This window comes from Polyangiaceae bacterium, assembly GCA_020633205.1.
Lineage (GTDB): Bacteria > Myxococcota_A > Polyangia > Polyangiales > Polyangiaceae > JAHBVY01.
The window spans coordinates 726584-739673 of record JACKEB010000010.1 but is presented as its reverse complement, the minus strand read 5'-3'; the positions used below and the strand labels follow the sequence as shown (position 1 = coordinate 739673).

The following is a 13090-nucleotide window of genomic DNA, read 5'->3' as shown; positions in this document are numbered from 1 at the left end:
GCACGTTCGATGAGTTGCCACTGCGAGGACGCTCGTGTCTGAGACTGTCCTCGCGCGCGCCCGTGTCCTCCTGACGGAGCGCTTTTGGTTGCTGGCCTACTGCCTACTCGGGCTGGGATTGCTGATTGAAATCCCTCTGGAAATGGCCCGGCAAGCGATTCCAGTTTGCCTGGGGGCGGTGCTCTATTTCACGTGCCTGAAGGTCAGTCCGCGGGCAGTGCTGGTCGAGCTACGGAGGCCGCGCGCCGCGCGGCGCCTGACAGCACTCATCGTCGTGAAGTTGTTCGGCTTGCCGCTGCTCGTGTTCATCTCGAGCCTGTGGCTCCCTGAGGATGACCGCCTTGGGTTGTTGATCCTCGCGGCGATGCCTGCGGGGATGTCGAGCGTCGCATTCGCCGATGTGCATCGCGGAAACGTCGCCCTGGCCCTGTTGGTCCTGCTCGCGACGAGTCTGCTCTCACCAGTTAGTGTGCCATTGAGCCTCGAGCTGCCTCGCTTGCTCGGAAAAGCTCAGGCTCATGCTCTCACGCCGTCCGAAGTCGCAGCCCGCGTCAGCTACATCGCCGTGCTCCTTGGAGTTCCGTTCGTCGCCGCGCAAGTGACCCGCCGAGCAGCAGCGCCCTGGGTCGCGCGGCAGCAAGGACGATTCACGCCACTGGCGCTGGTCTCCCTCCTCGCGCTGATCTTCCTGGCGACGAGCGCCACCCGCGCGCGCTGGTTCGAGCAAGGTCTGAGCGGCTTGTTGGCGGTCCTGGTCATGGTCAGCTTGACCAGCTTGGCATTCCTTGGGACGGGAGCGCTCGCGGGGCGCATCATGGGTCGCGAGGATGCGGTCGCGTTCGGTTGTAACTGCGTTTACGTCAACAACGGCCTGGCGGTGGCGTACGCGCTGGCTTTCTACCCGGAGCGCCCAGGGGTGGTGCTGCCCTGCATCCTGATCACGGTCCCGATGGTTTGGGTGATTGGCTGGGTGGGCCGCGCGATACCGCTCCCCGCTGCGGAAGCGCGCATGCCTTGATACCCTGGGGGGGATGACCCTCGCGAGCCTGGCTGAGCAGAACCTGGAACAGTTCGGCGTCTACGAGCGCCTGATCTTTGACGCGGATAGGTTCTCTAACCTGCAGCTCCACGAGCAGAGTCAGCACCTCGCGGGTGCGCTCGCGGAGCTGGGGCTTGCTCCCGGGGAGCGAGTGCTGCTGCTGATGGCAAATCGCCCCGAGGTGCTGATTAGCTACGCGGCGATCTGGCGCGCGGGTGGAGTTGCCGTGCCGGTGCTGTTCCTGCTCGAGGCTCACGAGATCGCGTTCATCGCGCAGAACTGCGGCGCCAAGATCCTGATCACCACCACCGAGCTGTTGCCGAAGGTCGAGGCCGCCAAGGAGTGCGGTGCGGTGTTCGAACACATCCTCGTCGCAGGTAGTTCGGGACCGGAACACATGAGTTTTACAGAACTCATTGCCACGGGGAAACGATTGCCGGTTGTGTCGCGAAAAGACTCGGACCTAGCGGTGCTGCTGTATACGAGCGGGACGACGGGGAGCCCCAAGGGGGTCATGCAGACCCACGGCAACTTGGTGGCGGCGACCCGCAACTCTCAAGCCTCCTCAGGCAGAGATGGCTCGAAGGACGTCGGCTTGTTGGTGCTACCCCTCGCGCACAGTTTCGGGCTGGGGGTCCTGGTGGGAGGCTACCTATTTGGGGGCAAGAGCGTCTTGATACGCTGGTTCGACCCGAAGCTGGTGCTCGACTCCATCCGCGAGCATCGGGTTACAGCGATGGCGGGCGTGCCCGCGATGTACATCGGCTTGATGGCGTGCGCGGATGCGCTCGAGGCAGCCGGGGGACTGGTAGACACGAGCACTGTCGAGCGCTGGTTGGTTGGCGCCGCGCCAATGCCTTCGGAGCAACTCGTCCGTTTTGAGAAGCGGTTTGGAGGACGCATGTACACCGGGTATGGCCTCACGGAGGCGTGTCCGGGAATTGCCATCGATCGCGAGGGCCATCCTCGGAAAGCCGGTTCCACCGGGTTGCCAATGGAGGGTGTGGAAGTGCGCATCGTGGATGACGACGGCGCGCCAGTGCCGCGGGGAGAGCTTGGAGAGGTGATTGCGCGCGGAAATAACATCAGCCCCGGCTACCTCGGGCTGCCAACGGAGACCCAGGCGACGTTTCGAGACGGTTGGTTGTTTACTGGTGACGTTGGCTACCTCGACGACGACGGTTACTTGTTCATCGTGGAACGCAAGAAGGACTTGATCATTCGGGGCGGATTCAACGTCTACCCGAAGGACGTCGAGGAGGTGTTGCATCAACTCCCGGAGATTCAGGAGTGCGCCGTCGTCGGCGTACCCCACGAGGTGCTAGGCGAAGAGGTGGCCGCGTACGTTGTTCTGCGCTCTGGAGCGAAGCTCGAGGCTGCCAGGCTGACTCAGCACGCCCAGGCCCACCTCGCCAAGTACAAGACCCCGGCCCATCTGTTCTTCGTGGACTCGCTTCCGAAAAATGGGGTGGGCAAGATCATGAAGAAGGAGCTACGCAAGCTGGCAGCGACCCAGCTGGGCCGCGCTTGAACTGATGTCCGATCCCGCTTCTCATCTTACGCGACGCCGCTTGGTGGTAGCGCTGAGCCTGAGCGCTGCTTTGCTCGCCAGCGTGGGGTGCGAGATCGTGCAGAGCAACATCCCAATCACCCTTGATGACGACGAGACGGTCGAAGTCGACGCGGGAGGGGACTTCCCGCCTTACCCCGGCCCAGCGTGCGGGCAGGCAAGCGCGGTGCTTTGCACACTGACCTCTTCAACCGCCCCACCTGACGCCAGTGTCGACGCGGCCGGTGATGTGGACGTGGTCGACGGCAGTGACGCTGGCGCAGGAGACGCTGCCGCGGGAGACGCTAGCGCAGGAGACGCTGCCGCGGCTGACGCTGCGAGCGATGACGGTTGGTGTGCGCTGCGCTGCTTCCGGCGTTGCGACACCCAAGAGTGGGAATGCACTGGTACGGTCTGCGGTGTCGGGGAACCTCCTCCGAGCTGTGAGCCATCGCAGTGAGCGCACCCAACGACGAACGTGAGCGGCGTCAGCGGATCGATCAGGAGATCCGTCGGATGGCTTGGCCGGTCATCGTCTCGTTGCTGGTCGTCAACGCGATCGAGTTGATCGACATCGCGATGCTCTCGCGTCTTGGGCGGGACTCCGTCGCTGCGGTTGGATACTCGGCGCAGTACGTCCACCTGATCGTGACCTCGCTTCAGGCGATTGCGATCGCCAGTGTCGCCTTGATGGCTCGCGCTGTGGGCGGTGGCAACTTGCAGCGCGCGCGCGCGGCGTTCACCGCGGGCTGCTTCTTCAGCCTGGGTCTATCGGGATTGGTTGCGCTTGTCGTATGGTCCGCGCCAAGCGTACCGCTCGCGATCCTCGGCGCGACGCCCGAGGTCATTGAGTTAGCTGTTCCTTATTTCCGACTGGTAATTACTGGGACACTGCTCGTCGCGGCCGACGCAAGCATCGAAAGCGCCTATCGCGCGCGCAAGAACACCCGGGTGCCGCTGTTCGCGGTGGCAGCGACTGGCGTCACGAAGCTCAGTCTCAACTTGCTCCTGGTGTTCGGGCTCTTCGGATTGCCCAAGCTCGGCCTACAGGGAGCCGGCATCGCGACGCTGGCAGCGCATGCCGCCGGGCTCGGGGTGTACTGGCTAGCCCGCCGGGTGGACCGAGAGCCGCGAGGGGAGCGGTTGTCTCCGAGCTTGTCAGCGCTGGCCTCCAATCGGGGGGTGTTGGGGGAAATGGGTCGCGTGGCGCTCCCGGCGTTGGGAGAGCGAATGGTGATGAACGTCGCCCTTCTCACCTACTTCGCCATCTTGTCGAAGGGCTACGGCGGAGCGGCGATCGCGGCGTACGCGATCGGAGTGCGCTTGCTCGCCTTCTCCTGGATCCCCGGGTTGGGCTTTGGCGTCGCCGCAGCGACCCTGGTTGGACAGGCCCTGGGTGCAGGAGACGTCGCCCGCGCGCGGCAGTCTGGGTGGCGATCGGTGCGCCTCGCGCTGCTCGTCATGGCCTTTCTCGGCGTGCTGGTAGCGTTTCTCCGGGGAAGCCTGGCGCGCGGTTTCACGGCGGATACGGCGATCCTGGAGGACCTCGTACCTTTCCTCCTGACACTGGCCATCGCGCAGCCGTTCATGGGAGTCCATTTCACACTCTCTGGCGCGTTGCGCGGCGCGGGGGATACCATGACGCCGTTCATGGGAGCCGCGCTGGGTAACTGGCTGATCCGAGTTCCGCTGGCGTATCTCTTCGCGACTCACGGCGCGAGCGTGGTCTGGGTGTGGAGCGTGCTCGTGGGTGATCACATCGCTCGCTCGATTTGGTCGGTGCTGGCGTTTCGCGCTGGGCGCTGGGGACGGGGCGTCGATCTACAACAGATATCGGCGACCCGTGGAGAGCTTGCGCGATGACCACCCGTAGGGAAGTCTTGAGTTTCCTCACGAGCGTCTCCGTCGGCGCGGTACTGCCTGGGTGCCTTCCTGAGGCGCGCCCAGCGCCCTTTGAAGCGGTGCCCGACCGTGAATCCGCTCGGCAACAGATGACGAAGCTCAGCCTTCAGTATGAAGCGCTGATGATTGACCACGCTGGCGCAGTACTTCGTGCCCTCGAGCATCAGGCGGATGGCGAACGCCGCCTGGCGGACTGTCGCGCTCGCGAGGCGCGCTTGCTGACCCGGGCCGAGCGCCTTCTGGAGTATCACGAAGCGCTGCTCCCCCCGGCGGCTAGCCGGAGTTGGCAGCTCGGTGCACTGGGCGGTGCTCTGCTGGAAGACGCCGAAACGACCGCGCTCGAGCGAAGGCTCAGAGCAGCCCAACAAGCGCCCGTGAGCGTTGGCCAGGAGTCCCTCGAGCGCGATCAGGTCGATGCCATGGTGCGAGCCAAAGAACCGCAGCAGCGTGATCTGGCCGTGCAGGCGCTCACCGAGCTTCAGCGCCGGTCCGCACCCATCGCAAAGGAGCTACTCCATCGGCGTAAGGCACGGGCGCGAGAGCTCGGGGAGGACTACTACGAGGCGCTGCTGCGTGTACGCCGCGTTCAGCTTTCGAGCCTGGAGGAGCTGGCGCAAGCTTTCGTGCGCGCGACAGACGACGAGACGCGCGGCGTCGCTCGGTCGCTACAACGCATGATGCGAGTTGGTGTGGGGCGCCGTCGGGGTAGTTACGCTCCCTACGACTCTGCCCTGGCGCTGGATCGTCTCACCACGCTGCCTGTGCGCTGGTTTCCTCGAGAGCAGGCCAGTGAACTGGCTCACGGCGTGGCGACGGATCTCGGTCTGAACGCTTTGGCGCGCTCGATTGGCAACCTCACCCACATTGACGCTGGGACCGGCGCGCGATCGATCTATTGCCTTGGGGAAGCGTTGAGCCTGCCCGTCAGTATCCCGGCGGGGCTTAGGCCGTTGGTACGCTCCGCTGAGGGGTTCGCGCACTGGCGAATGGTGATGTTGGAGCTCGGGCGCCTTGCTCAGTTCAACTATGTGGCGGAGTCAGAGCCCGTGTTGAAGGGCTACCCTTGGCTACCGGGACTGGCGGCGCCGACCTTCGACCGCGCCATCCCCGAGGTGTTTGCGGGGTTGTTGATGGACCAGCGCATGCTCGAGAGGTACGCGAAGCTACCCGCGCGCCAAGCTTTCCGTGTCGGCCACGCGCTTCGTACTCGGAGCCTGTTCGAGCTGCGTCAAAGCATTGCTTGGATGACGTTCGAGCGCCGCGCGTTAGCAAATCCCAAGCAGGATCTGGACCGACTCGCGGGGCAGGTTTCGGCGCGCCTCACCGGGCTAAATGCGCCCGTCTTCTGGGCGACGGATCCCCGGCTTACGAATTGTCCCGGCATGGAGCCAGCGGCGCTCGCAGGGCGCTTCTTGGCCTATGCGGTCGTCGATTGGTTGTTGGGCCAATCAGGCGCAGTTGACGCGGCTCTACCCCTCACGCGTCAGCGCGGAGAAAAATTCCGTGCGGCCATCCTGCGGCCCGGCGTATCGCGTTCGGCCGACGCGCGGCTGCTCGCGCTCGATGGTCATCGGCTGTCGGCGCGGCCTGCGATCCGATTGCTCACTTCGCGTCCGCCGCGGGCAACGGCGCCGATCACGCTCTAGTGCGGGACCGTCGGCGGGCGACCAGCAGCACGAAGCCCGCGAGCAGTGTCCAGGTGATTGGGGAAGGTGTGCGACTAGACCGCACGCTGCAGCCACCGGCCTGCGGCTCCTCAGGGGATGCCGCGAGGTAGAGCTCAGCCGCGCTGAGCTGGTCAGGTGGTGTCAGCGCTCGCTTGTGAGTCTCACACGCGCTGGTGCACTCATACATCGTGCTCAACGGGTCGGCGACGTCCTCGCCCAGCCCGAAAAAGTGCCCGAGCTCATGAGTGAGCACGCTCTGGAGGTCGTAGCGACTTCCACACTGGCTGCTCGAGTTCGTGGTCGCGCAGCTAGGAACGACCTCCCGGCTTTCGTTCAGCATCCCAAAGTCACGGCGCGCGTTGACGTAGATATCCGCCTCGACCACCTCACCAGTTCGTGGGTCGGAGTAGGCAACGGTGATTGCTAGATCCTTACGGTGACCCGGCAGGTTCAGGCGTCGGTAGCCGATCGTGTTTTTTCCGTCGGGAACTAGATCCGCGGCGTCGAGGCGCGGCACCTCCGCGTCGTCTTCGCTCTGTTCTGCTGGCGCTTCGCTCTCCAGTGAGACTCGCGGCAGCTCCGCTTGCTCTTGCCAAACGGCGACAGCTCGAGAAGCCGCTCCCACGGCGTCCGGAGAAATCCTAGAGAGGTCGGCCTCTACGCTGAGCGTGAGGCTCTTGGCGGCCCAGCGCTGAGGGTACCCGGTCTCCGTGTAGCGCAGCTCGGCGGCGCCGCTGACGATCTGGGCCTGAGGAGGCTCAGCTTTGTCCTGCGCTATCGATCCTAGACCGATCAGGGCAACCGCCCCCAGCGCGACTCCCAGCGGTCTCCGTCCGCGTCGGGGAGCTCGCGGTACCGCCGTGTTGGCCGTCGGTTGAAGACTCAGCAGAGCCGATCTGGGGTAGGTGCTGTCCATGCGGATGGTCCTCCGACATGGCAGTGAACGGCCGTCGTTGAGGGTCCTTGAGCGAATTTCACGTCAACACTTCGGGACCCGTTCGCTCAGCCCTTGCTTGATTTCTTGCTGTAGCTGCGGTCTCTGGCGGTCATGGAACAGGAGCAAGAGGAGGCACCGCCTCGCGTGCTAATCGTCGCTGGCAGCGACTCGAGCGGGGGAGCAGGCATTCAAGCTGACATCAAGACCGTCAGCATGCTTGGTGGCTACGCGATGACCGCCATCACCGCCATCACCGCACAAAACACCCTCGAGGTCGCTGAGGTTGAGGCGATCGAGGGATGGCTCGTCGAGCGTCAAATCGAGGTCACGCTGAGCGATATCGGTGCGGACGTCATCAAGACCGGGATGCTGCCCACGCGCGGCGCAGTGAAAGCCGTGTGCAAGGCCCTCCGTAGCTCGCAAATCCCCATCGTCGTCGATCCAGTGTTGGTCGCGACCTCCGGCGGTCGGCTGGCAGACTCCGACGTCGCTCGCAGCATCGTGGAGGATCTGCTGCCACGCGCTGCTGTCGTCACGCCGAACGTACCTGAAGCGATCGCGTTGACAGGTATCCATGTGGAAACTTGGGATGATTTTGGCGCGGTAGCGGATGCGCTGCTGAGTCGCGGTGCTGGGGCCGTGCTCGTCAAAGGGGGGCACCTCGAGACGGAGCGTGTGCGAGACCTGCTGCGTACGGCTGACGGTGAGGAGTACTGGTTCGAGAGCGAGCGCATCGACACGCGCTCGACTCACGGAACGGGATGCACCCTGGCGTCGGCGATCGCCTGTGGCATCGGAGAAGGTCACACCTTGCGCCACGCCGTCGCACGAGCTCGCGACTATGTCCTCGCAGCGCTGCGTCATGCCCCAGGGTTTGGTCATGGTCGGGGTCCCCTGGGACACTCACATCCGCTCTTTCCTCGGCGCTCGGGGTCCAGCTGAATTACCCTGTTGGTGGGGCGTTCCCGAGCTGAGGAGGAACTGATGGTGAAGCGAATCGCCGTATCGATGCTGCTTGGGCTTGCTGCTGCCGGATGCGGGTCCAGCGACGACTCTGGCAGCGGGGGCGGCGGCATCGACCTTTCGGAGTTTGGCGGCTACTGCAAGGGCACGCTCTTGGTCGACTTGGACGTCCAAGTTGCGGTGGCAGCGGGAACCTGGAGCGGCAACAGCCTCGACGATTTCTACGCGCCCGCCGGAACCGAGTTCCTGGTGTCTCCTTCCTTCGACAAATGGCGCGGCTACGTCGCTTACAAAGACGGCAACGCTGGCAAGCTCGACGACGACTTCTCTACGGGCCTGATCAAAGACCAGGATTTCACGTCCGATTGCGCCGTTGACGCATACGGCTCTGGGATCGACGTGCTGATGAAAGACAGCCACTTCTACGCGAATGAAGCGCAGACGGGCGCGCCGTGCGTGCTGCCCGCAGGCACCCAGCTCGAGCAGTTGTCCTTCATCAACACAAGCGAAGTGGCCACCGTCAGCGCCGCGGCGATCCGTACGGAGTGTGGCTTCGACACGGCCTATTCCTCGGACATCGTCTACGCCGAGCTGCTGCCCTTGTGAGCCGCAACATACTTCGCTTGACCGTTCAGCCGCGCTGGTTGAGACGTGCAGCGGTCGCCACATGCACTGGCGAGAAGCAGTTTCGGAGGTCTACGTGGAGATCCTTGAGAGTTATCTAGGGGGCAAGTGGGTGCGCGGTGAAGGAGCCGCGAGCGAGCTCTTCGACCCAACGACGGGCGACCTCGTTGCGAGCTGCTCTTCCCAGGGGCTCGACCTGGGCGAAGCGCTGCGCTTCGCTCGGGAAGTAGGCGGACCGGCTCTGCGCGCGCTCACCTTCGCTGAGCGTGGAGCACTACTCGAGCGCATGAGCCAGGCCTTGCATGCTCAGCGCGAGCCGCTGATCGAGCTAGGGGTAGCGAGCTGTGGCAACACCCGTAGCGACGCAAAGTTCGACCTGGATGGAGCTTCCGGGACCTTGATGGCCTACGCGGAGCTCGGAAAAGAACTAGGTGACCGACGTTTGCTCGAGGACGGTGAGCCGATCGACATCGGCACCGGCTCGCGCTTGCAAGGGCGACACGTGAGGATCCCTCTGCGCGGGGTGGCGGTTCACATCGGCGCTTTCAACTTCCCAGCTTGGGGCTGGGCGGAAAAGGCCGCGTGCGCCTTGCTCGCCGGCATGCCGGTACTCACGAAGCCAGCGACGGCCACGGGGCTCGCCGCCTACAAGAGCTTCAAGGCCGTGATCGACGCGGCGGATGTCCCCGCTGGGGCGCTATCTTTGCTGTGCGGAAATCCAGGCGACCTGCTCTCTCACCTGACGTGGAGCGACGTGGTGGCGTTTACCGGGAGCAGTCATACGGCGCGGGGGATCCGCGGAATGGAAAACCTCCTGGATCGGGGGGTGAGGGTAAACGTCGAAGCGGATAGCCTGAATGCAGCCATCTTGCTCGCGGGAGCCAAGGACGCAGCGTACGACGCCTTCATTCGCGACGTGCATCGGGACATGACGCAGAAGGCCGGCCAGAAGTGCACCGCGATTCGCCGCATCCTCGTGCCCCAGGACGATCTCGAGCGCGTGCGCGAAGCGCTCTCGGAGCGACTCAGCGAGACGCGTGTCGGCGACCCGAGCATCGAAGGCGTGCGCGTCGGACCCCTCGCGACCAAACGCCAGCAAGTCGACGTGCGTGCCGCTATTGGCAAGCTTCTGGAGGCCTCGAAGATCGCCTGGGGCAAGCTCGATGGTTTTCACCTGGAAGGCGCCGACGCTGCCAAGGGAGCCTTCGTGGCGCCGCTCCTGTTAGAGGTGGAACACGCCGGTCCCGAGCATCCGGTTCACCACATCGAAGCCTTCGGCCCGGTCGCGACCCTGATCCCCTACGATGGTTCCGTGGGGCAAGCTTCAGCGCTGGTGCGCTCCGCCTTTGGGAGCCTGGTTACGAGCGTGTATGGCGACGACCGGGAGCTAACCGGAGAACTCCTGCAGGAGCTCTTGCCCTTCAACGGTCGAGTTGTGGTCACTGACTCCAAGGTCGCCGATCGCGCTCCCGGACCCGGTACCGTCATGCCGCAGCTCTTGCACGGCGGTCCGGGCCGCGCTGGCGGCGGCGAAGAGCTGGGTGGGCTGCGAGGGCTCGGCTTGTATCAACAGCGCACGGCAGTTCAGGGCAACGGTCCGCTGATCGCGCGCTACCTTGGCGGCTGACCCGCATCGCCCGGCGCGCCGCGCGAATCACTCGGCGGCGGCGGACCGCGCTTGATGCTCTGCGAGCAGGAAGCGCTTCAGCAACTCAGCTGCCGCGGCCGGACGCTCCGTGGTGAAGTCGTGGGCTGCACCAGGCAGCACCTCGAGCTCGGCTCCGTGGATCTGCCTGGCCAAGAAGCGAGAGTGATCCGCGTGGATCAGGTTGTCGGCGTCGCCAGTGATCACCAGCGTTGGCTGAACCACACGGCTCAAGCGGCGCCGTGTGTCGTGAAGCGCCCCCGCCAGTAGCTGGCCCAGGAAGCCCGCCCGTGCGGGTGGGTGCTTGCGGGCTAGCTCCCGCCACTCTTCGATCACCTCGGGATGCTCGGCGATGAATTGCTCGCCAAGCGCCATATGAGCGGTGCGGGCTATGGCTTCGTCCGGTTTGAAACGGCCCGCGCCGAGCATCGCGAGCACCGTTCTCGGGGCGATGCGCGGTCCGGTGCCCGGGCCCGCCCGCGTGCACCCGAGCACCAGGCGCTCGACCCGCGCCGGATGCCGCAGCGCAAGCTCCTGGGCGATCATGCCTCCCAGCGACATGCCGAAGACGTGCGCGCGTTCGAAGCCTGCGGCTTCTAGGACGAGCGCGGCGTCATCCGCCATGCGCGCCGTGGTGTAGGGGGGCCTTGGGACGTCGCTACGCCCCATGCCGCGGTTGTCGAATAGCACCACGCGAAAGTCGTCTTCCAGGAGCTCCGGCAACCTCCCCCAATGCAACAAATGTCGGGCGAGGCCGCGAATCAACAGCAATGGAGGGGCGCTGCTGGGGCCTCTGACTTCGTAGTGGAGGCGTATGGGGCGGCCAGGTTTGGATGAGACGTCGACGTACATAAACTATTTCTGTGGGGAAAACGTACTCAGCTCAGCGCACGGTCCAAGCTGTGGGCTGCGCTGGTGATACCCGCGTGGACCCTTTGGTGCCACTCAGGCGCTTGAGCAAGGCCCTTTTCAGGATGCACGAAGTCCTTGATATACGGCCCCACGCCGCCCTTCGGGCTGAGGACCGCGCGCAGGATCTGGCTGCCATGGGCTTCAGCCATCTGCTGCACGATTTCGTCCTGCATGTTGCTAACGCGCTCCGCCATCTGGCGAGGATCCATGCCCAAGAGCTCGAAGTCCTTGTGGAAGGTGAACCCAGAGGTGAGGAGCAGCATCGTGCACTCGAACTGAAAGCGCGCCGTGCGAAACGCCTCGAGGCGAGACATGCGCTCGATCAGGCGAGGGAGGTACATCACGCCGAGGCCGACGTGCCTGGACTCGTCCCGCTCGAAGTAGGGGAGCAACTCATGGAGGATCGGGCACACTTCGCTTTGTCCGATGCGGCGGAACATGACGACGGCATTCGTCTCGAACAGGAGCTGCATACCAACGAGCTTCTGCGCCAGCGTCGGCGCCTGAAGCACCTTGCGCAAGAGCCGTGTCGGCAGCCCCCCGATTGCCGGGGTGGGACCCAATCGAGTCACGTAGTCCCTCAACACATAGAAGTGTCGGGCTTCGTCGAAGACTTGCGCGGTTGCCGCCATCTTGGCGTCCATGTCGGGGATCTCCAGCGCCAGATCCGCGCTGATGTTCCACGCTGCGAGTTCGCCCCACATCAACACCGTGAGGATACGCGACAGCCCTTCCCGGAGTTCCGGAGCCATATTGGCGCCCGGCTCGCCGTAGCGCTCAATCAGCTCGCCAAAGACGGTCGGGCCGTCCCAGGAGTGCTTCTGGGTGAGGTGGTAAAGCCGCTCGAGCTTGCGCGTCTTGCTGTCTGCTTCAGCGATGCCGCTCGCGACCGCATCGAGCATCTCGTATGGAGGGAACGCTGCCGCGCGCTCCCTCGCGGAGGCAGTGGAGACTCGCTTGTTGCTCATCGTGAACATGGGGTCCTCGTGTCTTGCCTGAAGTGTTCAGTTGTTACGTTGCCGTAAGGATACCGATGCCTTCGAGCAGCGCGGCCTGTTCGGCGATCTGCTCGATGTCCAGCGGGCGCTCTTCATCGATGGCGCGCAGCACCACCTTTTCCAAGCCGCCCACGAAGAAGCGCGCGACGAAGGGCACATCGAGGTCGCGCACGATGCCTGCGGCGATGGCTAGTCGCAGCTCCTGCTCAATCGACTCGATGACCACCGCGTCCAGGCGCCCCAGCAGCTCGTCTACGACGCCATCGGCACCCCGAGCCGCACGCAAGATCAGCCGCGTGGTGGCCTCGTCCTCGAAAACCAGAGACAAGAAGGCGATGAAGCGCGCGCGCATGAAGGCGATGCTCTGTTCATGCGTGGGCATGCCGCTCGACCCAACGCGGTGGACGCTCGTGTCGCTACCTCGCGCCTCGGAGAGCGCCCGCTCTAGGCTCAGCCGTTGACGGTCTTCCACCGCCTGGACGACCTTTGAGTAGATCCCTTCCAGCAGCGCAACGAGCACGTCACGCTTGTCGGTGAAGTACTGATACAGCGTCGCGCGGCCGATTCGCGCGCGCTCGCAGATTTCCCCGATGCTGGTCGCGTGGTAGCCGCGCTCCGAGAACGCCTCGAGGGCGCACTGCAGGATCTGCTGCCGCCGCGCTTCGGCGCTTTTGTAGGTGCGCTTCTTGGCTTTGCTGGAGCGCGGCGCGTCCGCGTCGAGATCTGGTTTCTCCAGAACTGACATGTCAGTTCTCATTCGACGGAGCATAGGTGTGGCGGCTCCTGCGTCAAGCAGGCTCGCGCCGGTGAGCCTGAGCATCGGTATAAATCGCTGAAATTGTGTGCTTTTCATG

12 protein-coding genes are annotated in these 13090 nt (G+C 64.5%); 8 read left to right on the top strand and 4 right to left on the bottom strand.

Translation table 11 applies throughout. The annotated features are described in order from the left end of the window. The first annotated feature begins 34 nt into the window (after window positions 1-34). Genes H6718_02975 through H6718_02955 form a run of 5 tightly spaced genes read left to right on the top strand, consistent with a single transcriptional unit; the run spans window position 35 to window position 6136 of the window. The gene (locus tag H6718_02975) at window positions 35-1018 is read left to right on the top strand and encodes a bile acid:sodium symporter (GenBank protein MCB9584330.1); all 984 of its coding nucleotides are present in this window, start codon (window positions 35-37) and stop codon (window positions 1016-1018) included. 13 nt (window positions 1019-1031) lie between these two features. Continuing rightward, entirely contained in the window at window positions 1032-2570 is a 1539-nt protein-coding gene (locus H6718_02970) for an AMP-binding protein (GenBank protein ID MCB9584329.1), read from the top strand. Window positions 2571-2574: 4 nt separating this feature from the next. Continuing rightward, a complete protein-coding gene (locus tag H6718_02965) occupies window positions 2575-3048 on the top strand; it encodes a hypothetical protein (GenBank protein MCB9584328.1) in 474 nt (157 codons plus the stop codon). Next, window positions 3045-4451: an MATE family efflux transporter gene (locus tag H6718_02960; GenBank protein ID MCB9584327.1), complete on the top strand. Its 1407-nt coding sequence runs from the start codon at window positions 3045-3047 to the stop codon at window positions 4449-4451. The genes H6718_02965 and H6718_02960 overlap by 4 nt, the downstream gene beginning before the upstream one ends. Continuing rightward, window positions 4448-6136, top strand: coding sequence for a hypothetical protein (locus tag H6718_02955; GenBank protein ID MCB9584326.1), 1689 nt, complete (start codon window positions 4448-4450; stop codon window positions 6134-6136). Before H6718_02960 ends, H6718_02955 begins: the two co-directional genes overlap by 4 nt. Here the strand turns inward: H6718_02955 and H6718_02950 are convergent. Then, window positions 6126-7073 carry a hypothetical protein gene (locus H6718_02950; GenBank protein ID MCB9584325.1) on the bottom strand — a complete coding sequence of 316 codons (948 nt, stop codon included), beginning with the start codon at window positions 7071-7073 and terminating at the stop codon, window positions 6126-6128. The genes H6718_02955 and H6718_02950 overlap by 11 nt on opposite strands. Window positions 7074-7205: 132 nt before the next feature. Here H6718_02950 and thiD point away from each other — a divergent pair, with 132 nt between their 5' ends. The 3 genes from thiD to H6718_02935 all read left to right on the top strand — a co-directional run bounded on the left by thiD (window position 7206) and on the right by H6718_02935 (window position 10308). Further along, window positions 7206-8036: a bifunctional hydroxymethylpyrimidine kinase/phosphomethylpyrimidine kinase gene (thiD, locus tag H6718_02945; protein MCB9584324.1), complete on the top strand. Its 831-nt coding sequence runs from the start codon at window positions 7206-7208 to the stop codon at window positions 8034-8036. 42 nt (window positions 8037-8078) lie between these two features. Continuing rightward, entirely contained in the window at window positions 8079-8663 is a 585-nt protein-coding gene (locus tag H6718_02940; protein MCB9584323.1) for a hypothetical protein, read from the top strand. Window positions 8664-8757: 94 nt separating this feature from the next. Next, window positions 8758-10308, top strand: a complete 1551-nt coding sequence (locus H6718_02935) for a 3,4-dehydroadipyl-CoA semialdehyde dehydrogenase (protein ID MCB9584322.1) — start codon at window positions 8758-8760, stop codon at window positions 10306-10308. Window positions 10309-10335: 27 nt separating this feature from the next. Here H6718_02935 and H6718_02930 read toward each other — a convergent pair whose 3' ends face one another. The 3 genes from H6718_02930 to H6718_02920 form a co-directional block, all read right to left on the bottom strand. Further along, the gene (locus tag H6718_02930) at window positions 10336-11091 is read right to left on the bottom strand and encodes an alpha/beta fold hydrolase (GenBank protein ID MCB9584321.1); all 756 of its coding nucleotides are present in this window, start codon (window positions 11089-11091) and stop codon (window positions 10336-10338) included. A gap of 113 nt (window positions 11092-11204) precedes the next feature. Beyond that, window positions 11205-12215, bottom strand: coding sequence for a ferritin-like domain-containing protein (locus tag H6718_02925; protein MCB9584320.1), 1011 nt, complete (start codon window positions 12213-12215; stop codon window positions 11205-11207). A 34-nt stretch (window positions 12216-12249) separates the two neighbouring features. Next, window positions 12250-12981 (bottom strand): TetR/AcrR family transcriptional regulator, encoded by a 732-nt coding sequence (locus H6718_02920; protein ID MCB9584319.1) that lies wholly within the window; start codon window positions 12979-12981, stop codon window positions 12250-12252. Window positions 12982-13090 lie beyond the last annotated feature (109 nt).